This window comes from Nocardioides massiliensis (assembly GCF_030811215.1).
GTDB classification, from domain to species: domain Bacteria; phylum Actinomycetota; class Actinomycetes; order Propionibacteriales; family Nocardioidaceae; genus Nocardioides_A; species Nocardioides_A massiliensis.
Window position 1 is genome coordinate 2,867,095 of record NZ_JAUSQM010000001.1, and the last position, 22,951, is coordinate 2,890,045.

At 71.6% G+C, this 22,951-nt stretch carries 27 protein-coding genes and 1 tRNA gene; 7 read left to right on the forward strand and 21 right to left on the reverse strand.

Features of this window, described 5'->3' with window-relative positions; genetic code table 11:
* Window positions 1–2: 2 nt before the first annotated feature.
* Together J2S59_RS14250 and J2S59_RS14255 are read left to right on the forward strand one after the other, a co-directional pair.
* Window positions 3–953 carry an aldo/keto reductase gene (locus tag J2S59_RS14250; protein ID WP_068118546.1) on the forward strand — a complete coding sequence of 317 codons (951 nt, stop codon included), beginning with the start codon at window positions 3–5 and terminating at the stop codon, window positions 951–953.
* Window positions 950–1,204, forward strand: a complete 255-nt coding sequence (locus tag J2S59_RS14255) for a DUF5703 family protein (protein WP_220138339.1) — start codon at window positions 950–952, stop codon at window positions 1,202–1,204. Before J2S59_RS14250 ends, J2S59_RS14255 begins: the two co-directional genes overlap by 4 nt.
* Here J2S59_RS14255 and J2S59_RS14260 read toward each other — a convergent pair.
* Window positions 1,197–2,540: a M20/M25/M40 family metallo-hydrolase gene (locus J2S59_RS14260; protein WP_068118548.1), complete on the reverse strand. Its 1,344-nt coding sequence runs from the start codon at window positions 2,538–2,540 to the stop codon at window positions 1,197–1,199. The genes J2S59_RS14255 and J2S59_RS14260 overlap by 8 nt on opposite strands.
* A gap of 35 nt (window positions 2,541–2,575) precedes the next feature.
* Window positions 2,576–3,169 (reverse strand): LysR substrate-binding domain-containing protein, encoded by a 594-nt coding sequence (locus J2S59_RS14265; RefSeq protein WP_181641656.1) that lies wholly within the window; start codon window positions 3,167–3,169, stop codon window positions 2,576–2,578.
* Between the two features lie 22 nt (window positions 3,170–3,191).
* On the opposite strand from J2S59_RS14265, the gene J2S59_RS14270 reads away from it, so the two are divergent.
* Together J2S59_RS14270 and J2S59_RS14275 are read left to right on the forward strand one after the other, a co-directional pair.
* On the forward strand, window positions 3,192–3,725 hold the full coding sequence (locus tag J2S59_RS14270; protein WP_068118551.1) for a DUF2238 domain-containing protein: 534 nt from the start codon (window positions 3,192–3,194) through the stop codon (window positions 3,723–3,725).
* A complete protein-coding gene (locus J2S59_RS14275) occupies window positions 3,722–4,450 on the forward strand; it encodes a glycosyltransferase family A protein (protein ID WP_068118558.1) in 729 nt (242 codons plus the stop codon). Before J2S59_RS14270 ends, J2S59_RS14275 begins: the two co-directional genes overlap by 4 nt.
* A gap of 21 nt (window positions 4,451–4,471) precedes the next feature.
* Here J2S59_RS14275 and J2S59_RS14280 read toward each other — a convergent pair whose 3' ends face one another.
* From J2S59_RS14280 to J2S59_RS14325, 10 genes are all read right to left on the reverse strand, one after another.
* Window positions 4,472–5,347: a prenyltransferase gene (locus J2S59_RS14280; RefSeq protein WP_068118560.1), complete on the reverse strand. Its 876-nt coding sequence runs from the start codon at window positions 5,345–5,347 to the stop codon at window positions 4,472–4,474.
* A complete protein-coding gene (locus J2S59_RS14285; protein WP_068118562.1) occupies window positions 5,344–5,652 on the reverse strand; it encodes a lycopene cyclase domain-containing protein in 309 nt (102 codons plus the stop codon). The genes J2S59_RS14280 and J2S59_RS14285 overlap by 4 nt, the downstream gene beginning before the upstream one ends.
* A complete protein-coding gene (locus J2S59_RS14290) occupies window positions 5,649–5,975 on the reverse strand; it encodes a lycopene cyclase domain-containing protein (RefSeq protein WP_068118571.1) in 327 nt (108 codons plus the stop codon). Before J2S59_RS14290 ends, J2S59_RS14285 begins: the two co-directional genes overlap by 4 nt.
* A complete protein-coding gene (gene crtI / locus J2S59_RS14295; RefSeq protein WP_068118574.1) occupies window positions 5,975–7,597 on the reverse strand; it encodes a phytoene desaturase family protein in 1,623 nt (540 codons plus the stop codon). The genes J2S59_RS14290 and crtI overlap by 1 nt, the downstream gene beginning before the upstream one ends.
* On the reverse strand, window positions 7,594–8,517 hold the full coding sequence (locus J2S59_RS14300) for a phytoene/squalene synthase family protein (protein WP_181641657.1): 924 nt from the start codon (window positions 8,515–8,517) through the stop codon (window positions 7,594–7,596). The genes crtI and J2S59_RS14300 overlap by 4 nt, the downstream gene beginning before the upstream one ends.
* Before the next feature lie 82 nt (window positions 8,518–8,599).
* Window positions 8,600–9,214, reverse strand: a complete 615-nt coding sequence (locus J2S59_RS14305; RefSeq protein WP_068118581.1) for a class I SAM-dependent methyltransferase — start codon at window positions 9,212–9,214, stop codon at window positions 8,600–8,602.
* 34 nt (window positions 9,215–9,248) lie between these two features.
* Window positions 9,249–9,494 carry a hypothetical protein gene (locus J2S59_RS14310; RefSeq protein ID WP_306825237.1) on the reverse strand — a complete coding sequence of 82 codons (246 nt, stop codon included), beginning with the start codon at window positions 9,492–9,494 and terminating at the stop codon, window positions 9,249–9,251.
* Between the two features lie 5 nt (window positions 9,495–9,499).
* Complete coding sequence (locus tag J2S59_RS14315) at window positions 9,500–11,035, reverse strand: molybdopterin-dependent oxidoreductase (RefSeq protein WP_068120452.1); 1,536 nt, start codon at window positions 11,033–11,035, stop codon at window positions 9,500–9,502.
* 58 nt (window positions 11,036–11,093) lie between these two features.
* Window positions 11,094–11,966, reverse strand: coding sequence for a formate transporter FocA (gene focA / locus J2S59_RS14320; RefSeq protein WP_181641903.1), 873 nt, complete (start codon window positions 11,964–11,966; stop codon window positions 11,094–11,096).
* Window positions 11,967–12,036: 70 nt separating this feature from the next.
* On the reverse strand, window positions 12,037–12,480 hold the full coding sequence (locus J2S59_RS14325) for an RpiB/LacA/LacB family sugar-phosphate isomerase (RefSeq protein WP_306825238.1): 444 nt from the start codon (window positions 12,478–12,480) through the stop codon (window positions 12,037–12,039).
* A gap of 144 nt (window positions 12,481–12,624) precedes the next feature.
* On the opposite strand from J2S59_RS14325, the gene J2S59_RS14330 reads away from it, so the two are divergent.
* Complete coding sequence (locus tag J2S59_RS14330) at window positions 12,625–12,888, forward strand: hypothetical protein (RefSeq protein ID WP_068121645.1); 264 nt, start codon at window positions 12,625–12,627, stop codon at window positions 12,886–12,888.
* A 56-nt stretch (window positions 12,889–12,944) separates the two neighbouring features.
* On the opposite strand, the gene J2S59_RS14335 is transcribed toward J2S59_RS14330, so the two are convergent.
* The 3 genes from J2S59_RS14335 to J2S59_RS14345 form a co-directional block, all read right to left on the reverse strand.
* Window positions 12,945–13,032, reverse strand: a tRNA-Leu gene (locus J2S59_RS14335).
* An 80-nt stretch (window positions 13,033–13,112) separates the two neighbouring features.
* Window positions 13,113–13,688 (reverse strand): nucleosidase, encoded by a 576-nt coding sequence (locus tag J2S59_RS14340; RefSeq protein WP_181642061.1) that lies wholly within the window; start codon window positions 13,686–13,688, stop codon window positions 13,113–13,115.
* Window positions 13,689–13,705: 17 nt separating this feature from the next.
* Window positions 13,706–15,139 carry a GuaB1 family IMP dehydrogenase-related protein gene (locus J2S59_RS14345; protein ID WP_306825239.1) on the reverse strand — a complete coding sequence of 478 codons (1,434 nt, stop codon included), beginning with the start codon at window positions 15,137–15,139 and terminating at the stop codon, window positions 13,706–13,708.
* 97 nt (window positions 15,140–15,236) lie between these two features.
* On the opposite strand from J2S59_RS14345, the gene J2S59_RS14350 reads away from it, so the two are divergent.
* On the forward strand, window positions 15,237–15,527 hold the full coding sequence (locus tag J2S59_RS14350) for a YiaA/YiaB family inner membrane protein (RefSeq protein ID WP_068120011.1): 291 nt from the start codon (window positions 15,237–15,239) through the stop codon (window positions 15,525–15,527).
* Between the two features lie 30 nt (window positions 15,528–15,557).
* Here J2S59_RS14350 and J2S59_RS14355 read toward each other — a convergent pair whose 3' ends face one another.
* Window positions 15,558–16,781 carry an acyl-CoA dehydrogenase family protein gene (locus J2S59_RS14355; RefSeq protein ID WP_068120010.1) on the reverse strand — a complete coding sequence of 408 codons (1,224 nt, stop codon included), beginning with the start codon at window positions 16,779–16,781 and terminating at the stop codon, window positions 15,558–15,560.
* A 28-nt stretch (window positions 16,782–16,809) separates the two neighbouring features.
* Complete coding sequence (locus tag J2S59_RS14360; protein ID WP_181641823.1) at window positions 16,810–18,186, reverse strand: acyl-CoA dehydrogenase family protein; 1,377 nt, start codon at window positions 18,184–18,186, stop codon at window positions 16,810–16,812.
* 97 nt (window positions 18,187–18,283) lie between these two features.
* Between J2S59_RS14360 and def the strand changes: the two genes are divergently transcribed.
* Complete coding sequence (gene def / locus J2S59_RS14365) at window positions 18,284–18,880, forward strand: peptide deformylase (protein WP_068120008.1); 597 nt, start codon at window positions 18,284–18,286, stop codon at window positions 18,878–18,880.
* A gap of 48 nt (window positions 18,881–18,928) precedes the next feature.
* On the opposite strand, the gene J2S59_RS14370 is transcribed toward def, so the two are convergent.
* From J2S59_RS14370 to J2S59_RS14385, 4 genes are read right to left on the reverse strand one after another with little or no spacing between them, the layout of a single operon-like run.
* Window positions 18,929–19,735: a TrmH family RNA methyltransferase gene (locus J2S59_RS14370; protein ID WP_068120006.1), complete on the reverse strand. Its 807-nt coding sequence runs from the start codon at window positions 19,733–19,735 to the stop codon at window positions 18,929–18,931.
* 2 nt (window positions 19,736–19,737) lie between these two features.
* Complete coding sequence (gene cobA, locus J2S59_RS14375; protein WP_068120004.1) at window positions 19,738–20,997, reverse strand: uroporphyrinogen-III C-methyltransferase; 1,260 nt, start codon at window positions 20,995–20,997, stop codon at window positions 19,738–19,740.
* Between the two features lie 28 nt (window positions 20,998–21,025).
* A complete protein-coding gene (locus tag J2S59_RS14380; protein ID WP_306825240.1) occupies window positions 21,026–21,688 on the reverse strand; it encodes a class F sortase in 663 nt (220 codons plus the stop codon).
* 1 nt (window position 21,689) lies between these two features.
* Window positions 21,690–22,385: a hypothetical protein gene (locus J2S59_RS14385; RefSeq protein ID WP_068124171.1), complete on the reverse strand. Its 696-nt coding sequence runs from the start codon at window positions 22,383–22,385 to the stop codon at window positions 21,690–21,692.
* Window positions 22,386–22,951: the final 566 nt, after the last annotated feature.

Below are 22,951 nucleotides of genomic sequence, written 5' to 3' on the forward strand. Positions count from 1 at the left end.
GCATGCAGCAGCGCGCGCTCGGCCGATCCGGCCTGCGGGTCTCCCGGCTGGGGCTGGGCACCCTGACCTGGGGCCGGGACACCGACGAGCACGAGGCCCGGGACCAGCTCCGGGCCTTCGTCGACGCCGGCGGCACCCTCGTCGACACCGCCGCGGGCTACGGCGACGGTGCCAGCGAAGAGCTCCTGGGGTCGTTGGTGGGTGACGTCGTCGCCCGCGACGACCTCGTGATTGCGACCAAGGCGGGCATCGGCCGGGTCCGCGGCGAGCGGGTCACCGACCTGTCCCGCGGCCGCATGCTGCGCACGCTCGACGCGTCGCTGCAGCGGCTCGGTGTCGACCACGTGGACCTCTGGCAGGTGCACACCTGGTCCGACGACGTCCCGCTCGAGGAGACCCTCGGGGCGCTCGAGACCGCCGTCACCAGCGGTCGGGCGGCGTACGTCGGGGTGTCCAACTACGCCGGCTGGCAGCTCGCTCGCGCCGCCACCCTCAGCGCGGGCGGGGTCGCGCCGGTGGTCGTGCACCAGGGTGAGTACTCCCTGCTCAACCGGGCCGTCGAGGCCGAGGTCGTCCCGTGCGCCCAGGCGCTGGGCATCGGTCTGCTGCCGTGGTCCCCACTGGGCCGGGGCGTGCTGACGGGCAAGTACCGCACCGGTACGCCGGCCGACTCCCGCGCCGCTTCCCCGCACTTCTCCGGGTTCGTCGGCGCCTACCTCAACCCGTCGGCCCAACGTGTGGTCGAGGCGGTGGCCGCCGCCGCCGACGGGCTCGGTTGGTCCCTGATGGAGGTCGCGCTCGCGTGGGTACGCGACCGTCCGGGCGTGACCGCACCGATCCTGGGGGCGCGCACGGCAGACCAGCTGCGCGGGTCCCTGACGGTGGAGGACTGCGTCCTGCCCGCGGAGATCATCGAGGCGCTCGACGACGTGTCGAGCGGGGAGGGTTCATGAGCCATCGTCTCGACAAGGCCGCCAAGGCGCAGGCCCGCCGGGCCCTGGGCCCGGGCGTGGAGTACGAGTTCGAGCGGCTCGTGCTGTCGCGCGAGCACTCGCGGTCGTTTGTGACCCGGCTGCTCGTCGACCGCGCCGAGCACGGCGGCTGGGAGCTGGTGCGCGTGCGCATCGACCACGACGGCACGCGTCGGGTCGTCCTGCGCCGCCGGATCATCCGGCAGCGCCAGCAGCAGCTGCTCCTCAGCTGACCGGACGTCCGAGATCGCCGAGGAAGCGGTCGAAGACCCGAGCGCCGAACTCCAGCGAGTCCACCGGCACCCGCTCGTCGACGCCGTGGAACAGCGCGGTGAAGTCCAGGTCGGCCGGCAACCGCAGCGGCGTGAAGCCGTAGGACTGCATCCCCAGCTTGCGGAAGTGCTTGGCGTCGGTGCCGCCGCTCATGAGGAACGGTGCGACGAGCGCGTCGGGGTCCTCGGCGAGCAGCGAGCGGTGCATGGTGTCGACCAGGTCACCCTCGTACGGCGACTCCCACGGCTGCTGGTGGCTGACGAAGTCGATGTCGACGTCCGGGCCGCAGAGCTCGGCGAGCGTCGCGAAGAACTCGTCCTCGAACCCGGGCAGGAAACGGCCGTCGACGTGGGCGCTGGCCTCGGTCGGGATCACGTTGACCTTGTAGCCGGCGTCGAGCATGGTCGGGTTCGCCGTGTTGCGGATGACGGCGCCGAGCATCCGCGCGGCGCTGCCGAACTCCTCGATCAGGGACTCGGCGTTCTCGGGCGTGGCCTCGGTCCCGGCCAGCTCGCCGATGCTGGCGAGCAGCACCTTCATCGTCGGCGTGAGCCGCACAGGCCAGGGGTGCGTGCCGATCCGCGCGACCGCCGCCGACAGCGCCGTGACGGCGTTCTCGCGGTTGATCATGGACCCGTGGCCGGCCCGGCCCCGGGAGGTCAGGCGCATCCAGGCCATCCCCTTCTCGGCGGCCTCCACGAGGTAGACCCGGCGCCCGCGGACGGTGGCGCTGAAGCCGCCGACCTCCCCGACCGCCTCGGTGCAGTCGGCGAGCCACTCGCGGTGCTGGTCGACGAGGATCTCCGCGCCACGGTGGCCACCGGCCTCCTCGTCGGCGGTGAAGCAGAGCACGAGGGGCCGGTCGGGCACGGCGCCGGCGCGCGCACGGGCGCGGACGGTGGAGAGCAGCATCGCGTCGAAGTCCTTCATGTCGACCGCGCCCCTCCCCCAGACCGCGCCGTCGTGGATCTCGCCGGAGAACGGGTGGACCTGCCAGTCGGAGGCATCCGCCGGCACGACGTCGAGGTGTCCGTGCAGCAGCAGCGGATCGCCCGACCCGCTGCCCCAGCGGGCGAGGACGTTGGCGCGGCCGGGCTCGCCCTCGACGATCGTCGCCTCGATCCCGACCTCGTCGAGCAGGGCGGCGACATGCTCGGCCGCCTTGCGCTCCCCGGGCCCGGAGTCGTCACCGTAGTTGGTGGTGTCGATGCGGATCAGGTCGCGACAGATCTCGACCACCTCGGCAGCGGGGTCGTAGGCCTGGTTGCTCGTCTCACCCGAGTGCTGCTGCTCCATGGGGCCCATGGTGGCCCATGCCCACAAGATCCGCCTCAGCGGCTGCTGCGTGCCGTGCGGCCCTTCACGATGCCCACCATCTCCTGGCACAGCGCGTCGTCGTCGGCGCGCGGCCACACCAGCGCGACGGTGGTCGGGTCGACCTCGTCGACCGGGCGCCAGATGAGGTCCTTGCGCTGGTGTGCCCGTGCGACGGACTGCGGCACGACCAGCAGGCCCTGTCCTCCGGCGACGAGCGCGGCGCGGTCCCGGGACGGGAGTGTCGGCGCGAGGTCGTCTTCGGTGAGCAGTTCCTCGCGCACGTCGTCGAGCGCGACCGCCTCGTGGTCGTCCAGCGCAGCCAGGACGTGGTCACGTGGGGCGAGGACGACCTGGCGCTCGTCGTACATCCGGACCACGTGGAGGCCCTCGGGCCCGAGCCCGCCCGCGGCGAGCAGCGGGAGCCTGGCGACACACATGCGGATGCGGCCCTCGGCCAGTGCCGCGACCTGCTCGTGCTCCTCGACGGGGACCACCTCGAGAGCTGGCCGCCGGACGCGCTCGGCCCACACCTTGGTCCACCGGCGGGCGACGACACCGGGGACGAGACCGAGGGGGAACGTCGGCGAGGGCACTGCTGGATCGGGCACTGCTGGATCGTAGGCTCCCGCCATGGTGCTGATCGCCTCGGACCTCGTGCGCGCCGCAGCGGTGGTCAGCCTCGTCGTGGGCACGGTGGTCTACGGATGGGTCGGTGCGGCGCTGTTCTTCCTCGTGCTGGGCGGGACCTTCGTGCCCCGCGCGGTCGGCGCCCGGCAGTGGCTGGACGCGCTCTACTGCGCGACCTTGATCTTCGGCGCGTGGGCGGCGCAGCTGGACTGGTACCTCGCCGTGGAGTGGCTCGACATCGCCGTGCACGCAGCGGCCACGGGCCTCATCGCCGCGGTCGCGTGGCGGTTGCTCGAGGTCCTCGGGGGCGTCGGCGACGCTCCCACCTCCGTCACCGTGATCGTCACCGCCTCGATGGCCACCGCGCTCGCAGCGGTGTGGGAGATCCTCGAGTGGGCCGGCAACCGCTGGATCGACTCGCGCATCCAGGTCGGCTACGACGACACCGTCGGCGACCTGGCAGCCGGCGTCGCAGGCGCCGTGGTCGCCGGGGTGGTCATCAGTCTCGCGCGCCGGCGCGAACGGGTCGACCGGTGACGCGCCCCCCGGTCTCCGTGGTCATCCCGGTGCGCGACGACGCCACTGAGCTCGCCGTCTGCCTGGAGCACCTGGCCCGCCAGCGGGTGGCTCCGTACGAGGTCGTCGTCGTCGACAACGGCTCCAGCGACGACTCCGCCGCGGTGGCGCTGGCGCACGGAGCACGCGTGGTCGCCGAGCCGCGGGTGGGGATCCCGTACGCGGCGGCGACGGGGTACGACGCCGCCGCCGGTGCGGTGATCGCGCGGCTCGACGCCGACTCGCGGCCCGGACCCGACTGGGTCGCCCAGGTAGGACTGGCGCTGGCGGTCCCCGGCGTCGACGCGGTCACAGGCCCGGGCCACTTCCACGACCTCCCACCGGTGCTCCGCCAGGTCGCCACGGCGCTGTATCTCGGCGCCTACTTCGTGCTCGGCACGCTGGCGATCGCGAAGGTGCCGCTGTGGGGATCCAGCATGGCGCTGCGCCGGACGAGCTGGGACCGCGTGCGCGACCAGGTCCATCGCGACGCCGACGTGCACGACGACATGGATCTGACGTTCGTCCTCGGGCCGCGGGCGCGGATCCGCTTCGACCGTCGCCTGGGCGTGGGTGTCTCCGCGCGCTCGCTGCGCGGAGGACCGCAGCTGCGGCGTCGGATGGGGCGTGCCGTGACGACGTTGCGCCTCAACTGGGCAATCGTGCCGCCGTGGCAGCGGTGGTGGACCCGGCTCAGCGTGCGCTGACTCGACGCATGCTGATCCAGCTCACCGCAGGGTGATCCAGATCAGCAGCTGCGTCACGAGGAAGCCGGTGACGAAGTTCAGCCACAGGAACCGGCGCCACCCGGCGTTGGCGCGCTCGCAGTCGCCGTCGGTGATGGTGAGGAACGGCGCGACGTTGGCGACGTACGGCAGCACGAGCACGCTCGCCAGCGTCGCCGGCCACGGGAGCACGAGCAGCAGGACGCCGGCGAGCACATAGGCGGCCAGTGCGAACCACGTGGTCGGCCGCGCGCCGAGGACGGTCCCGATCGACCCGATGCCGGCCTCGCGGTCGGCCGTCACGTCCTGCACGGCACCGAAGGCGTGGGAGCCGATGCCCCAGAGGAAGAAGCCCCCCAGCGCGGCCACCACCGTGAGGTCGAGGTCGACGTCTCCCCCGCGGGCCGCCGCCAGCGCGAGCCCATAGGCCGCGGGGCTGACGAAGTGGGTGCTCGAGGTCACCGAGTCGAGGAACGGGCGCTCCTTGAATCGCAGACGCGGTGCCGAGTAGGCCACGACCGCGAAGACGCTGACGGCGAGCACGGCGGCCGCCTGCGCCGACCCCAGCGCCAGCAGTGCCACGATGAACGGGAGGTTGGACAACGCCGCCGACCACAGGGTCGCGCGGTGCAGGCCCCGGTCGAGCACGACGCCCTCGACCCCGCCCTTGCGGGGGTTGCGCAGGTCGGACTCGTAGTCGAAGACGTCGTTCACGCCATACATCAACAGGTTGTAGGGCACGAGGAACCACACGCACCCGACCCAGAAGGCGACGTCGAGGCCACCCCCCGCCAGGAGGTACGCCGCCCCGAACGGGAAGGCGGTGTTGACCCACGACAGCGGTCGCGAGGAGGCCACGACCTGGCCGGCGCGCCTCATCGCCCGCGCCTCCCGGCGAGCAGCAGCACCAGCGACGGGACGAGGACAGCGGCGGCGATCGGCCAGGCGAAGTCCTCGATCGGGGCGAGCCCGACGTGAATCCCGGCTAGGGCGTCCTCGTCGAAGCGGAACAGGTCGGCGGCGATCATCAGCGAGTCGAACACCGCCGTGAGGACCACGAGACACAACGCGGTGAGCGCGGTCGCCGCCCACCAGCGGCGCGTGGGTCGGCGTACGACGACCGTCAGCAGCAGGACCGGGAGCGTGACCGCGACGAAGACCCCGGCCAGACCGAGGTAGGTCATCGCGTCGCCTCCCGACTCGCGAGGATGCGCTGCCACAGCCCGTGGAGGACGCCGGTGAGATAGCTGAGGAAGGTGATGAAGAACAGCTCCTCGATCGGCAGGTGCGGCGCGACGTCGATACCGGTCATCGCCGGCGACTCGCCCTTGCTGTAGAGCTCCAGCTCCAGCGCGACCAGGTCCCAGACGAGGAAGAAGGCGAAGCCGGCCGCCACGGCCAACAGGGCCACGCGGGGTCGGTCGAACAGGAAGAGCCGCCAGCGTCGGTCCACCAGACCCATGCACACCGTGGAGACGACGATGAAGCCGAGGTACAGCAGGCTCATCACACCCCCACGCCGCCAGCGGCGACCCGGGCGAGGGCGTGCGTCGTCGGGCCCGTGGAGCGGTCGCCACGCAGCCGCTTGAGCACGAGCTCGGCACTGATCAGGCACATCGGCAGGCCGATGCCGGGGATGGTGCTGGACCCGGCGTACAACAACCCGTCGACCTTGGCCGAGGCGTTGCGTCCCCGCAGGAAGGCGCTCTGGCGCAGGGTGTGGCCGGGCCCGAGCATGCCGCCGGACCAGGCGTTGAGGTCGGCGGCGAAGTCACCGGGACCGACGGTACGCCGCACGCACACCCGCGCGGCGAGGTCGGGGATCTGCGCCCAGGCCGCGATCTGGGCGATCGCGGCGTCGGCGGTGGCCTCGACCGCCGGGTCGCCCGCGCCGTCGACGCCGCCTCTCCCGAGCCCGACGTCGGCGGGCACCGGCACCAGCACGAACACGTTCTCGTGCCCGGCCGGCGCGACCGAAGGGTCGGTCGCCGACGGCTTGCAGACGTACGCCGAGGCCGGGTCCGGCACGCGACCGGGCCGTCCGAGCACGTCGGTGAAGTTCGCGTCCCAGTCGCTGGTGAAGAACAGCGAGTGGTGCTGCAGCTCCGGCAGCTCCCCCTCGACGCCGAGGTAGACCAGGACGGCGCCGGGCCCGGGGTCACGGCGGCGCCACCAGGACTCCGGGTAGGTCTGCAGCGCGGGCGGCAGCAGTTCGGTCTCCAGGTGGTGCAGGTCGGCGGCCCCGACCACGACGTCGGCCGCGATGGTCTGCTCGGCTCCGTCGCTGCCGCGGTAGGTGACACCACGGACTTGGGCGCGACGACGGCGCAGGCCGGACGAGCCGACCCGCGGTGCCGTGTCGATCGCGGTCACCCGGGCGCCGGTGTGGATCCGGACGCCGTGCGCCCGCGCGAGGTCGGCGATCGCTTCGATGAGGCGTGTGAACCCACCCTGCGGGTAGAGCACGCCGTCGGCGAGATCCATCCAGCTCATGAGGTGATACATCGCCGGTGTCCGCGAGGGTGATGACCCCAGGAACACGGCCGGATAGCCGAGCACCTGGCGCAGCCGCGGGTCTGCGAAGCGAGCTGCGACATGAGACTCCAACGAGCGCGCGAGCAACGGCAGCAGCTGCGGGCCGCTGCGGAGCACCGCGGAGTTCAGCAATGCCCGCGGGTGCTCGAAGCTGGTGTAGAGGAAGTTCGCGACCGCCGCCTGATAGGTGCGCTCGGCGGAGTCGAGGTAGTCCTCGAGCGCGACACCGGCCCCGAGCTCGACCCGGTCGAAGAGCGCGACGCTCGCCGCGCGGTCGCTGCGCACGTCGAGCGGCTCGTCGTGGTCCTCGAAGAACACGCGGTAGCCCGGGTCGAGACGCTGCAGGTCGAGTTGCTCCTTCGCGCTCGAGCCGAGCAGGCTGAAGAAGTGCTCGAAGACCTCGGGCATGAGGTACCACGACGGCCCCGTGTCGAAGCGGAAGCCGTCCTGGGACCAGCTCCCGGCGCGCCCACCGAGCTCGTCGCGCTGCTCCAGCAGGTCGACCGACCGCCCGTCCGCGGCGAGCAGGGCAGCCGTGGCGAGCCCGGCGATCCCTCCCCCCACGACAACGACCCGATCGCCGTACCGGCTCATGCGACTCCCCGTGCCAGCGCGCGAGCGATGACCTGGGCCTTGCGCGGGCCGGGCACGCGAACGCGCTCGGCGCGGATGCGGGCCGGCGACGTACGACGCAGCCGGCGCGACAGCTCCGCGAACAGGGCGTGCGCGGCGCAGACGGCGCGGCGGCTGCTCGGCGGCAGCTTCGCGATGGCCAGCGCCGCGGCCGCGAGGTCGGCGTCGATGTCGTCGAGCAGCCGGTCGCGCGTCGCGACGTCGAAGTCGGCCGCGGTGAGTCCGGGGAAGTAGGAGCGCCCGAGCTCGTCGGCGTCCGCGGCCAGGTCGCGCAGGAAGTTGACCTTCTGGAACGCCGCACCCAGCCGTTGAGCGCCTTCCCGCAGCTCGGCGTACTCCTGTGCGGCGTGCGGGCGTCCGAGCAGGAACGCGCGCAGGCACATGAGCCCGACGACCTCGGCGGAGCCGTGGACGTAGGCGGCGAAGCTCTCCTCGTCCTGCTGGTGGCGGAACAGGTCGGTGCGCATCGAGGCGAAGAACGGGTCGATCAGATCGGCACCGATGCCGCAGGTGCGTGCGGTGCGTGCGAACGCGTGCACGACGAGGTTGGCGCTGTGTCCGGTGAGCAGCGCCTCGTGGACGCAGTCGTGCAACTCGTCGAGCAGTCGCGCCTGGTGGGCGCGGCTGGAGCCCGGGCGGGGAGCGTCGACGATCTCGTCGGCCACCCGCACGAGGGCGTAGGTGTTGCGGACGTGGGTGCGGATCGGCTCGCCCAGCAGGCGCGAGGCGACCCCGAAGGAGGTGGAGTAGCGCTTGATCACCAGCGCTGCGGACGCGTCGGCCACCTCGTCGTAGAGCTCGTACGGCGGCACCGCGGCGACCGGGCGGGGCCCGGGACAGGCCGGGGGCGCGTCCGGCGGGTCAGCAGCGTGATGCGTCATGGTGGTCCTCTCCCCAGGCCAACCGGTGGTCAGTCCCTCGTTCGCAGCAGACGGGCGTCCGGATGGGGTGACGCACGTCACCCTACGGGGCCGGGCTGCGGAACACGCTGATCGCGAAGTCGGAGGCGTCGGTGAACGGGTCGAGGTCCCAGGTGCCGAACCGGTGCTCGAGCATGAGGCCCGCGGCCTGCGCGTCGGCGTCGAGGTCGGTGTAGGAGTAGGTGTCGGGCTCGCGGCGGAAGCCGAGCACGACGCGCCCGCCGGGTCGCACATGGTTCCGGAGCCGCTGGACCACGGTGCGCTCGGTGCCCGGGGCGAGGAAGACCATCACGTTGCCCGCGCTGACGATCAGGTCGAACGGCTCCCCCTGCAGGTCCAGGTCCGCCAGGTCCATGACGTGGTACGCCGGACCCGGGTGGTCGACGGCTGCCGCCTCGATGAGCACCGGGTCGACGTCCACGCCGACGACGTCGTGCCCGCGCCGGTGCAGCGCCCCGGCGAGCCGTCCCGGCCCACACCCGGCGTCGAGGATGCGCGCCTCGCGCGGCGCCATCGCGTCGACGAGCCGCGCCTCCCCCTCGAGATCGGCGCCCTCGGCGGCGAGGTTGCGGAAGCGCTCGACGTACCACTCGGAGTGGCTCTGGCCGGGTGCGGCGGCCGAGGAGTGGTGGTCGAACCAGCGCGGCGTGGCAGTCATGGCCCCATCCTTGCCGACGATGCCAGGAACGTGGCTACCCATCAACGACGCGGTAGTCGCCCGCCTTCGCCAGGGCTTCTGCGATGAGCTGGCGGCTCGGTGCCCGACCCTCCTTGTGCTTGATCCAGAGGCGGGTGGGCTCACCGGGCACGATCTCGAACGTCGCCTGGCCCAGGCCGTGGGCGGTGAAGATGTCGAAGAGCGACTGCATCGCGTTCTTCGTGTCCGAGTCATCGTCGACGCCCTCGACGAGGAAGCGTGTGGACTCGATCCTCGTCACGGCAGTCAGATCCTTCCGTTGAACGCCTGCAGGGCGGAGTCCTCCCGCGTGCCACCGCGGCCGTCGCCATAGTCGGCATAGTCGTGGACCCACATGACGCGCGAGACCCACTTGACGTGCTTGTAGCCGTGGTTGGACTCGACCCGCAGCCGGGCAGGTGCTCCGAGGTAGTCCTCGATCTCGTGACCGTTGCGCTCGTAGGCCATGATCGACTCCTCCTCCTCCATCGTGTCGAGGTCGATCGCCGCGTAGAAGGGCTCCCGGGGGCGGTTGTCGTACATCTTCTGCGCCAGGCCGTAGGACTCGGCGAGCAGGTAGCGGGCGCCCTCCGGTCGCGGCCCGAGCACCGACATCAGATCGGTGAGGCGTACGCCGGTCCAGCGCGACGTCGCCGACCAGCCCTGCATACAGGTATGGGTCGCGATGTAGGAGTGTCGCGGCAATGCCTTGAGGTCGTCGATCGTCAACTGCTTCTCGACGTCGTTGATGTCGTCGCGCACCGTGATCGTCAGACCGGCCCAGTTGCGCTCGCGCGCTTGCACCCACAGCTCGGACTCCTCCTCGGTGGGCGGAAGACCGTTGGTCCAGTGGAACTCAGAGATGTCGTCGTCGGTGTAGGCGGTCTTCTTCGCACCCTGCGGGCGCAGCCAGTTGAGGAAGATCTTGCGCCCGATCTCGGTGAAGCCGGCGGTGAACCGCTGGGCCCGCACGCGGTCGGCGAGCGACCAGTAGGACAACGCGATCCAGAACACAGCGACCGCCACGATCACGGCGACCATGATGACCATCGCCTGGGCGGCACGCGCGTTCGAGACCTCGATCTGGGCGCCGCCGAAAACCATGTTGACGAGGTTGCGGTCCCGGTGCACCAAGAAGACCAGCGACACGTGCATCACGATGAATCCGGCCATCATGATCATGCCGATGAAGTGCAGCGAGCGGGCACCCTGGTGACCACCCAGCATCTTCACGAACCGCGGGAAGCGCCCGCGCACCGCCGGTGCCATGGCCACCCCCGTGAGCATCATGAAGGGCGCCAGAATGAAGATGACGAAGGTGTAGCCCAGCATCTGCAGCGCGTCGTAGGGCTGGAAGTGGCTGATGTCCGGGACGTCGAAGCTGAGGTAGGTCTTGAGCGAGTCCCAAGCTTCCGGGAAGACGTCCCACGAGGTCGGGATGATGCGCCGCCAGAGCCCAGTGGCGAACAGCAGGATCACATAGATCACGCCGTTGAGCACCCACAGCATCACCGACAGCCCGTGCCAGTGACGGCCCAGGCCGATGTTCTCGCGGCCGGGGAGCGACAGCAGGGGGTGGACAGCCTTCTCGTCCATCAAGGAGGTGTAGACCCCCTCCTCCTTCGGCAGTTCGCGCTTGGTGAACTTCAGCCATTCGGTGCCGGGGGCGCAGTCCTGACGCCACCACAGTCGTGGCAGCGAGGAGAGGATCTCGATGCCCGAGCGGATCAGCATGCCGATCAGGACGAAGTTCAGCAGGTGTTGGGCCCGCAGCCAGAACGGGAAGTCGTTGACGGCTTCCATCAGCTGTCTCCTTCGTGAGGGGTGTCCGCGCCAGCGGTTGTTCAGAGGGTGGGGTGAATCAGTCTTGGCGAGCGGCGGGCTCGTCGGCGTCGCCGACCGTCGCCCGAGGGATCGGCTTCCCCGGCTTGTCGAGGAAGTGGAAGATCGTCCAGTAGAGGACGCCGATCATCACGCCCCCGCCGACGATGTTGCCGAGGGTGACGGGCAGCAGGTTGTCGCTCAGGAAACTCGTCCAGGTGAGGTCGGCGTACGCCGAGGCCTCCAAGCCGGACGCGGCCCAGAAGTCGGCACCGGCGAAGTCACTGATGAGGATGCCGAGCGGCACCATGAACATGTTCGCGACGGAGTGCTCGAATCCGGAGGCGACGAAGAGAGCGATCGGCATCGTGACGGCCACGACCTTGTCGACGGTGGTCCGACCGCTGTAGGCCGCCCAGATCGCCAGGCACACCATGAGGTTGCACAGGATGCCGAGCACGAACGCAGTGAGGAAGTCGTGGTGCACCTTCTTCAAGGACACGTCGAGGACGACAGCTCCCCAGCTGCCACCTGCCTGCTCCCACGTCCGCCCGAGAAAGATGAGTCCGACGATGGTCAGTGCCCCGATGAAGTTCCCGACGAAGACCACTCCCCAGTTGCGCAACAGCTGCCACGTGGTGAGGCGCCCACTCGCACGTGCAGTGAGGGTGAGCGTGGAGGAGGTGAAGAGCTCTGCGCCGGTCAGCACGACCAGAGCGAGTCCCGTGGCGAAGACGATGCCGCCGAGCACCTTGGCGACCCCGTACGGCAACTGCTCCGCACCGACCTGACTCGTCACGAAGAAGACGAACCCGAGAGCGATGTAGCCGCCCGCCGTCAACGCGAGCAGGAACGACTTCAACTGATGACTGGTTGCCTTGCCGAACGCTGCGTCCTCAGCTGCCCTCGCCATCTCGGCGGGCGTGAGGATCCACCTGTCATCGGTGATGGGGCGCCCCGTTCTCGAGCGCGACGTCAGGATCTCAGTCGCGCGCTTCGTAGTCGTCGATTTCGTGCACCTTCGGGCCGTACGGTCCCAGGGGATCGTGGCGCAGATCGAGCCAAAGGTCCACCAGGGCACACGCATGTGCCGGTGCGATCACGTTCTGTCCCAGACAGAGGATCTGGGCGTCGTAGTTCTCGACGGCCCCACGCACCGTGATCAGGTCATGGGCGGTCGCGGCGCGCACGCCGGGAACCTTGCCCGCCGCGATCGCCGTGCCCACGCCGGTACCGCAGACGAGGATGGCTCGGTCGGCCTTGCCATCGACGACCGCCTGCGCCGCGTTGAAGGAGACCGCCGGATAGGTCACGTCGGGTGTCGACAGGTCGACGACCTCGCTGACTCGCGGGTCACGCTCGAGGAGGTCCTTGATCGCTTCCTTGAGAACTTCGCCGTTGCCGGGTGCACCGATCACGATTCGCATCTGGCTCACCGTACGGGGTGGCGTCGAGGATCCGTTCCTTCTGTGTGGCCAGTCTGTGTGGCCAGTCTCTGTGGCCCGACGACGGGTCGGGCGACGGACTAGGTTGGTGCGGCACGAGGTGTTCCTACAGCGAGGAGCGGACCGATGGCGGAGGAGCAGTTCGTCGAGTCGGACACCATCGGATTCGGCGCGCCGCGCAAGAGGCGGGGACCGGCGCGGCTCGCGGTCAATGAGGATCCGGGGTACGTCGAGATGTCGGTGATCCGCACGCCGCTCGGAGCGGGCCAGATCCGGCCGGATGCCGAGGAGTATGACCCGTTCGTCGACATCGACTGGACGACGCTGGGTGAGCTCGAGGACTGGGGCGAGCAGCTCGACGCGACGATCGCGGCCTGCGACCGGAGATGACGGCGGGCACGCCCCGGAAACGCCGAACGGCGCCGGAGATCCGGCGCCGTTCGCGATGGTGTCCGAGGGGGGACTTGAACCCCCACCCCCTATACGGGGACTAGCACCTCAAGCTAGCGCGTCTGCCTATTCCGCCACCCGGACAAGGGTGTTGGCGCTCTCGCGAGCGCGCCGCGCAACTGTAGCAAAGCACCGCCCCGACAGTCGCATCCGGGTGCAGGTGCTCATGCCGGGTCCGGCGACTCCAGCTTGCCGCGGTGCTCGGCGAACCACGCGGCCAGCTCGCGGGCGCTCGCGTCGACACGTTCCGGCCACTCCCAGGCGCTGTCGTCGGCGGCGTCGGAGACGTGCTTGACCAGGGTGCAGCGCGAACCGAAAGCAGCGGCGGCGAACGCCACGGCGTACCCCTCCATGTCGACGAGGTGCGCCTCGGCCGCGAGCCGGGCGCGGACGTCGGCGTCGGTCACGAACGTGTCGCCGCTGGCCAGCGCGACGGCCGGGTCGCCGCCGGAGAGGGCGAAGGACTCACGGGGGTCGTAGCCGAGCGTCCGGATCGCCTCCGCGTTCAGGTCGTGGTTGTGGACGAGTCCCGGCCGGAAGATGCCGGTCAGGCCGTCGCGCAGCGCACCCGCGGTGCCGAGGTTGACGACGTGGGTGTTACGAGGGTCCGGGCGCGACGCCAGAGCCCGCGTCAGCGCCACCGCGGCGGCGGTCTTGCCGAGACCGGTGAGCACCAGCGGCAGCTCGTCGGGGAGGTACGCCGCCTCGGCCCTCGCTGCGACGACGAGGACGATGTCCATCCGGGTCACCACGCGTGTCACCACCCTGCGGGGAGCGGGCGACCCTCGTGGAACCCGGCCGCCGACTGGACCCCGACGAGCGCACGCTCGTGGAGCTCGGCGAGCGTGCGGGCGCCGGCGTACGTGCAGGCCGAGCGCACGCCCGAGCAGATCTCGTCGATCAGGTCCTCCACGCCGGGACGCCGCGGGTCGAGGAACATCCGCGACGAGGAGATCCCCTCCTCGTAGAGCGCCTTGCGGGCCCGGTCGAACGCGGAGTCGCCAGAGGTGCGGTTGGCGACCGCGCGGGCCGAGGCCATGCCGAAGCTCTCCTTGTAGGCACGGCCGTCGGCGTCCCGGTTGAGGTCGCCCGGAGACTCGTGGGTGCCGGCGAACCACGACCCGACCATGACGGCGCTTGCGCCGGCGGCGAGGGCGAGGGCGACGTCGCGCGGGTGGCGGACTCCCCCGTCGGCCCAGACGTGGGCACCGAGCTCGCGCGCGGCGGCGGCGCACTCGAGGACAGCGCTGAACTGCGGTCGGCCGACGCCGGTCATCATCCGGGTCGTGCACATCGCGCCCGGGCCGACACCCACCTTGACGATGGACGCACCCGCCTCGACCAGGTCGCGGACCCCGTCGGCCGAGACCACGTTGCCCGCAGCGACCACCGCGCCCGGGGCGGCGTCGCGGACCGTCTTCAGGGCCTGGATCATCCGGTCCTGGTGACCGTGGGCGGTGTCGACGACGAGGGCGTCGACACCGATGGACGCCAGCGCCGCGGCCTTCTCCCCCACGTCGCCGTTGACGCCGACCGCTGCCGCCACGCGCAGGCGTCCGGACGCGTCGAGGGCGGGACGGTAGATCGTCGAGCGCAGCGCACCGGTGCGTGTGACCACGCCGACGAGCCGCCCCCCGGCGTCGACCGCCGGCGCGAGCCGACGGCGGGCCTCGTGCAGGGCGTCGAACGCTGCACGGGGGTCGAGATCGGCGGAGATCGTCACGGGGTCCGGCGTCATCACGGCGCTGACCTGGGTGAACCGGTCGACGCCGGTGCAGTCGTCCTCGGCGACGATCCCGACCGGGCGACCGTCGGCAACGACGACCGCCGCGCGGTGGGAGCGCTTGGGCAGCAGCGCCAGGGCGTCGCCGACAGTGGCGTGCGGGTCGAGGACGATCGGGGTCTCGACGACGGTGTGCCTGGCCTTGACCCACGCGACCACGTCGGCCACCACCTCGAGGGGGATGTCCTGCGGAAGCACGGCGAGGCCCCCACGGCGCGCGACGGTCTCGGCCATGCGCCGACCCGATACCGCCGTCATGTTCGCGACGACCAGCGGGATGGTGGCCCCGCTGCCGTCGGTCGTGGTGAGGTCGACGTCGTAGCGCGAGGCGACGTCGGAGCGTCGCGGCACCATGAAGACGTCGTCGTAGGTCAGGTCGTGCGGCGGCTTGCCGTCCAGGAACTCCACGGCCGTCAGCCTACGGGCGGGGGTGAGTATCCCTACTCAGCGCAGGTCGGGGCGTCGTACGGATTCGGGGGTGCCTGGCCGACGCCACGCTGGAGCCATGACGCACACACCTCCCACCAAGACCACGCAGGCCTTCTTCGTCCAGGCCGGACTGTCCTTCGCGATCGCCCTCGGCTCGGTGATCATCGGGATCGCCTATCTGCCCGTCGACGGCTGGATGCGCGCGTTCCTCGCCCTCGGCGCGGTGTTCCTCACGACCTCGACCTTCACCCTCGCCAAGTGCGTGCGGGACGCCCAGGAGACCCAGCTCGTGGTCTCCCGGCTCGACCAGGCGCGGGTGGAGAAGCTCCTGGCCGAGCACGACCCGTTCGGCCCGATGGCCGCCTGACTGCCTGACTGCCTGACTGCCTGACTGCGGCTACTTGAGCTCGGCTGACGACAGTCCGAGCACGCGGCGGGCCACGATGAGCTGCTGGATCTGCTGGGTGCCCTCGAAGATGTCGAGGATCTTGGAGTCGCGGCTCCATTTCTCCAGCAGCTCGGCCTCGCTGTAGCCGACCGTGCCGCACAGCTCGACGCAGCTGAGCGTGACGTCGGATCCGACCCGGCCGGCCTTCGCCTTGGCCATCGACGCCTCGAGCGAGTTGGGCTCGCGGTTGTCGGCCATCCACGCCGCCTGCATCATCAGCAGCCGCGCGCCCTCCCAGTCCGACTCCAGCTGGAGCAGCTTGGCCGCGGCGGCGTGCTGCAGGTGGGCGGGGCGGTCGTAGTCTACGGCGACGCCGGCCTGCTCGAGCAGGTCCTTGGTCAGGTCCAGCGCCGCGCGGGCGCACCCGATGGCCATCGACGCGACCAGCGGGCGGGTGTTGTCGAAGGTCGCCATCGCGCCGGCGAAGCCCTGCTTGACGTCGATCTCCGGCGAGCCGAGCAGGTTCTCGGCCGGGACCCGGCAGTCGTCGAAGATGATCACCGCGGTGTCGGACGCGCGGATGCCGAGCTTGTGCTCGAGCCTCTCGACCCGCATGCCCGGCGTGCCCTTCTCGACCACGAAGGACTTGATCGCTGCGCGACCGAGCGTCTTGTCGAGCGTCGCCCAGACGACCACGGCGTCGGCACGCTCGCCGGAGGTCACGAAGATCTTCTCGCCGTTGAGGACGTAGTGGTCGCCGTCCTTGACCGCGGTCGTCTTGATGTTGGCCGAGTCCGACCCGGTGCCGGGCTCGGTGATGGCCATCGCCGCCCACACGCCCTTGAACCGCTCCTGCTGCTCGGCGTCCGCGACCGAGGCGATCGCCGAGTTGCCCAGGCCCTGGCGGGGCATGGAGAGCAGCAGGCCGACGTCGCCCCAGCACATCTCGGCGATCGACATCACCGAGGCGAGGTTGGAGCCGTTCTTGACACCCTGGGCGGCCTCCTTCGCCGCCTCCGCCTCGTCGCGGCGTACGCCGGCGGCACCCGCGCCCTCCGACGCGCCGGACTCGGAGAGCCCGTCGATCATCGCCGCGAGCATGTCGAGTTCCTTGGGGTACTCGTGCTCGGCGCGGTCGTAGTGGCGCGAGATCGGCCGCAGCATGTTCATCGCGACCTGGTGGGCCTGCTCGGTGAGGGCCCGGAACTTCTTGGGGTCTTCGAGATTGATCATGGTGTCTCCTGGCTGGTGAGGGCGCGCCTCAGACCAGCACCGCTCCTTCCGCCAGTCCGATCGCCCGCAGGTCGCGGTACCACCGCTCCACCGGGTGCTCCTTCACGAACCCGTGGCCACCCAGCAGCTGGACGCCGTCGAGGCCGATCCGCATCCCGTGGTCGGCGCACGCCTTGCGTGCCAGGGCCACCTCGCGGGAGAAGTCCTTGCCCTGGGCGGCGCGGGCCGCGGCGCGGTAGGTCAGCAGCCGCATCGCCTGCAGCTCGATCGCGATGTTGGCGACCATGAAGGCCACCGACTGGCGGTGGGCGACGGGTTCGCCGAACGCCTCCCGCTCCTTGACGTACGGCGTCACGTAGTCCAGCACCGCCTGCGCCGTACCGACCGCCAGGCCGCACCACGCCAGGCGGGACAACCGCACGCACTCGGTGTAGGTCGAGCCGTCGGTGGCGCCCAGGACGTTGGCCGCGGGCACCCGGACGCCGTCGAGGTGCAGCTTGGTCAGCGCGCCGGCGCGCACGCCCATCGACGGGTCCGCCTCGACGCGGACGCCCTCGGTGGCCGACTCCACGATCACCAGGACGGGCTTGCCGTCCAGCTGGGCGCCGACCACGAAGAGCTCCGCCTCCGCCCCGCGCGGGACCAGCGACTTCACGCCGTCGAGGACCAGCTCCTCGCCCTCGCGGCGCGCGGTCGTGGCCGGCGCCAGCGCGTCGAAGAGGACGGTGGGTTCGGCCAGCGCGAGAGCGGCGGCCGGCACCGACTGCTGCGCAGCCTCGCCGGTGAAGGCGGGCAGGTAGGTCTGTTGCTGCTGTTCGTCGCCCCACAGCGACAGCGCGGTGGCGACCGCGCCGGGCGCGAGGGTCGCGACGCCGATCCCGAGGTCACCCTTGGCCAGCGCCTCGGCGACGAGGACGCCGGCCATCGCCGAGCGCTCCTCGAAGATGCCGCCCAGCGACTCGGGGACGCCGAGCGTCGGGATACCGACCTCGAGGCTCGCCTCGAGCACCTCAGCGGGCGCGGCGCACGCCTCGTCGGCCTTGGCCGCGGCCGGGCGGATGAGCTCGGTCGCGAGCTCGGTGACCACGTCGACGAGCATCTGCTCGTCCTCGGTCGGGGTCAGGTCGAAGACGTGCTGCGGGTTCGCCGCCGGCACGCGTACGCCGCCCTTGCCCGCCGCTCCCCTCCGCGCGAAGCTGCGGCTCGCCGCACCCAGCGCCTTGAAGCCCCCGCGGGTGGTCGTGAAGACCGCTTGCTCGGTCTGCTTGCGCAACCCCAGCCGGTCGATCAACGGGCTCTGCGCGACGACGTTCAGCGCGGCGACGGCGAAGCCGATCGGATCGCGCGACTCCTTGGAGGACAGCCCGTGCTTGCCGCCGGGCCGGAGGCTCTTGGTCAACGACATGACGCAAATGTAACTGCGAGTTACACCCACTGTCACGCATTCGTCCGCGTGGGTCAGGTCACGACGCGTCCGGCGCCGGGCTCTAGGCTCAGGAGCCATGTCCCGCACTCCCCCTCGCGACGCTCACGCTCCCTACGGTCCGCTGCCCGAGGGCGGCAGCGTCCGGCCCATCACCCGGTGGGGCACCGAGGTCATGCACCGGCCCAACCTGCCGGTCACGCGCTTCGACGACGAGCTGCATGCGCTGGTCGCCGACATGGTCGCCACGATGTATGCCGCCGACGGCGTCGGGCTCGCCGCGTGCCAGATCGGTGTGGACCTCGCGCTGTTCGTCTTCGACTGCCCCGATGAGGACGGTCGGCGCCATGTCGGCGTCGTCGCGAACCCGGTTCTGGAGCTGCCCGAGGGCCGCGAGCGTCGCCTTGCTGACGAGGACGAGGGCTGTCTGTCGTACCCCGGGGCGTACGCACCGTGTGCCCGGCCCGACTTCGCGATCGTGGAGGGCCAGGGGATCGACGGCTCCCCGGTGCGGTTCAGCGGCGACGGCCTGCTCGCACGCTGCCTACAGCACGAGACCGACCACACCCGGGGCATGGTCTTCGGTGACCGCCTCAACCGGCGTGACCGCAAGCGGCTCGACAAGCAGCACGCCGACGCGGCGGAGTCCTTCGCCCCGTCCTGGCCCGCCGAGTGAGCCCGTGCAGTCCAGTGCCGTCAGCCGGTGCCGTCAGCCGGCGCCCGGTCAGCCGCGCTGGGTGACGACGTAGCAGGCGATCGCCGCTGCGGCGCCGACGTTGAGCGAGTCCACGCCCGGCTGCATCGGGATCACGGCGCGGTGCGCCGCCGTGGCCTGCCACCGCGGCGAGATCCCGTGGCCCTCCGTGCCGAGCACCAGGGCGACCCGGTCCAGGCCGGCCACAACGTCCTCGAGGGGTACGGCGTCGTCGGCCAGGGTCAGCGCGACGGTGGTGAAGCCGCGCTGCTCGAGGTCGAGCAGGGCGTCGTACCACTCCGGCACCCGCGTCCACGGCACGGAGAACACCGCGCCCATCGCCACCTTGACCGCGCGGCGATAGAGCGGGTCCGCGCAGCGCGGTGACAGCAGGACGGCATCCACGCCGAGGGCAGCACAGGTGCGCAGGACCGCGCCGACGTTGGTGTGGTCGACGATGTCCTCGAGCACCACGACCGTGCGGGCACCGTCGAGCACCTCGTCGACGTCGGGCAGTGGCGTGCGGTGCATCGAGGCGAGCGCGCCACGGTGGACATGGAAGCCGGTGACCGCCTCGGCGAGCCGCTCGTCGACGACGAAGCACGGGGCGTCCGTGGCCTCGAGGACGTCGGCCAGCGAATCGAGCCAGCGCGGCGCCATGAGGAACGAGCGCACGGGGTGACCGGCCTGCACCGCACGACGGACGACCTTCTCGCCCTCGGCGAGGAAGAGGCCGTGCTCGGCCTCGATGCTGCGGCGCAGGGTGACGTCGCGCAGGTCGCGGTAGTCGGCCAGGCGTTCGTCGGCGGCGTCGTGGATCTCGACCAGTCGCGCCATGACTACCCCGTCCCGCCCGGACGGGCGAGACCGACGACGTCGCCGATCACGATGATCGCCGGTGGCTTGACCTGCTCGGCCTCGATCGCCGCTCCGAGCCCGTCCAGGGTGGTGATGACCTCACGCTCGACGGCCATCGTCCCGTCGGAGATCACCGCGACCGGCGTCGTACCCGCGCGCCCGTGCTCCACGAGCGCCTCGGCGATCGTCCCGGCGTTCTGAACGGCCATGAGCAGCACCAGGGTGCCGCGGGTGCGGGCGAGTGCCTCCCACGCCACCAGGCTGTCGGGGTGTCCCGGGGGCAGGTGCCCGCTGACGACCGTGAACTCGTGGGTCATCCCGCGGTGGGTGAGCGGGATCCCGGCACGGCCGGGCACGGCGATCGCGCTCGAGAGGCCGGGGATCACCTCGACCGGGACCCCGGCTGCGGCGCAGGCTTCGATCTCCTCGAAGCCACGCCCGAAGACGAAGTTGTCACCGCCCTTGAGCCGGACCACGCGCTTGCCCGCGAGCGCCCGTTCGACCAGCACGCGGTTGATCTCCTCCTGCAGCGCGGACCTGCCACGCGGCAGCTTGGTGACGTCGACGAGCTCGACATCCGGTGCCAGCTCGCTGAGCAGCTCGCGCGGCGCGAGCCGGTCGGCGACGACGACGTCGGCCTCCGCGACCGCCCGCCGGGCAGCCAGGGTCACGAGCTCCGGGTCACCGGGTCCGCCACCGACGAGCGTGACGCACGCGGCCCGCGGCTCCGCGCGGACGTCGACCAAGCCGTCGCGCAGGGCGCCGAGCAGCTGGTCGCGGATCGCTGCCGAGCGCCGGGGCTCGCGGTTGCCGAGGACGGCGACCGTCATGCCGGCGTACCTCCCCGTCGCCGGTGTCCACGCGCTGGCTGCGAGCCCGTCGTCACTGCGCACGCAGAAGACCCGCCGCTCCTCGGCCGCCGCGCTGACCGCGCGGTTGACCTCGGCGTCGTCGGTCGCGGCGATGACATACCACGCGTCATCGAGGTCGCCGGCCTCGAACCCGCGCGGGGTCCAGGTGATCTCGCCACCGCCCGCGAGCCCCTCCAACGCCGGGGTGACCTCCGGGGAGACGACGGTGACCAGGGCGCCGGCGGTCAGCAGCGTCGGGACGCGTCGCTGGGCGACGTGGCCGCCTCCGACCACGACGACGCGACGTCCGCCCAAGCGAAGCCCCACCGGATAGATGGCAGGCTCGTCGTCGGTACGGCGGCGGGTGCCGACTCCTTCGCGTGTCTCCATGCCGCCATTCTCGCGGCTCGGCGCACGGTCACCGGTCGGTGTCCGCCGCAGGGTGTGACCGGCTCGACACGGGTCGGGCCAGGACCACGGTGTTCGACCGGAACGCGCTGCCGTCCCAGTCCGCACAGGTCACCACCGCCAGGCGGTGCGGACCGGTCTGGCGGAACAGCCGCGCGGACCGCGAGGCGAGGACGTCCTTGCTGAGGGTCATCACCTCGGTCACGGCGTAGGTGAGTTCTTCGCGGGCGGTCTGCACGGTGAGCACGTCACCGGGGCGGAGGACGTCCATCCGGTCGAGAGCTCCCCCGCCGCCACTGACCGCATGACCGGTGAGGAGCGCAGTGCCACGGAGGGCCCCGGCCGGGGCGCCGTCGCTCCACCAGCCGAGCCGGGCGGGGTCGACCGGCGGCAGCAGCGTGGATCCCCTGGCGCGGACAGGAACGACCCGTGCCCGGATGTCTGCGGCGGGCGCGGACACGATCCGCGGCGCACGCGGGGTCCACGTGCCTCTCGGTGGCGCGGGGGCGACAGCCTGGGTCTGCGTCCCGGCTGCCGGTGCGGCCGGGAGGAGCCCCGACGGCGCGAGATCGGCGCCGGTGGTCCACGCCCGCAGCCCCGCCGCGAGGAGCACGACGCCGACCAACCCCACCAGGGCTGTCGCGACGCGTGCGCCCCGCGGCGAGCGAGGCACCTCAGTCCCCGACGGGGCCGCGTGCTCGGCGACGCAGGAGGACGGCCGCGGCGACCAGTCCGGCGCCGAGGATCATCGTTCGCAGGGGGGCCCAGGGAGCGTTCGTCCAGACGCCGCCGATGCCCGCGGCGATGCGGGAAGGAATGGATGCGGACGTCTCCACCGGCGCATCGCCGCTGCCGGCGGCCTCGCGGATCTCGCCCTCGACCCCGCCGTTGAGCTGCGGGTCGGACGACCAGTCCTGCACGCCGCCGCCGCCGACCGCGAGGGGGCCGGGCGTGGGGCGCTCGACCGGGGCGTCCTCGTCGACGGGCGTCGGGACCGGGTCGGTGCACGGGGCCACCCAGAACACCTTCGTCTTGGTGTCGTTGCCGTTGGAGCGCGGGGTGGAGACGGTCAGCTTGACGTGGTAGCCCTGCTTCGGGTGGGGAGCTCCGTCGAAGGAGAGACGGTAGGTCGCCACGGCGTCGAGGCCGTCGTTGCCGGCGCCACGACCGGGCGAGCCACCGACGAAGACCTGGCGGGGTCCGTCGACGCTGAGACCCACGTCGCGCGTGGGCGCGTGCATCGCGAAGGACACCGTGGAGATCACGTCCGCGCCCTCGTCGAACCCGTACCACTCGACCTGGAAGGAGCACCCGGGATGCGGCGTGTTGTTGGGGATCTGGTCCATCTCCCCCAGCGGCGCGATCTTCACCGTCCCGTTGTTGCCGGGAGGCGATCCGGCGCGTCCGGTCCCGTTGACGCTGCCCGTCCGGTCTGCGCTCGCACCTGCGGCGGGCGTGTTGGCGCTGTTGCCCGGGCTAGGCTAGCGGGCTTGCCCGCGTCGGCGGGCTTGCCGGGGTTGGCGGGCGTGTTGGCGCTGTTGCCGGGGCTGGCCGGCTTGCCGGCTTCGGCCGGCTTGCCCGGGTCGGCGGGCTTGTTGCCCTGGGCACCCGGCTGCGCGCCGTCGGCGTGCGGTGGCCGGGGGACGTCGGTCGGCGGCGCAGCGACGGCGGCACCGACGGACCCCGCGCTCAGCACGACTGCGGCGAACGTAGCGACGAAAGGCCGGACGAGAGGTCGGCGTGAAGGGGCACTGGACAGGTGCATGGGGGCTCCCGGGGATGGCCGCACGTCGGTGCGGCGCGGACTGGTGGGACGTGAGGTCCGCGATCCTCGGTTGTCCGGCACGGTCCTCCCCCCGTCCCGAACGCGCGCCCCTCCCGGCGCACGAGGGTGATTCCCCTGTGCCCGCATCCCAAACACGCGTGCGCGGCCCGG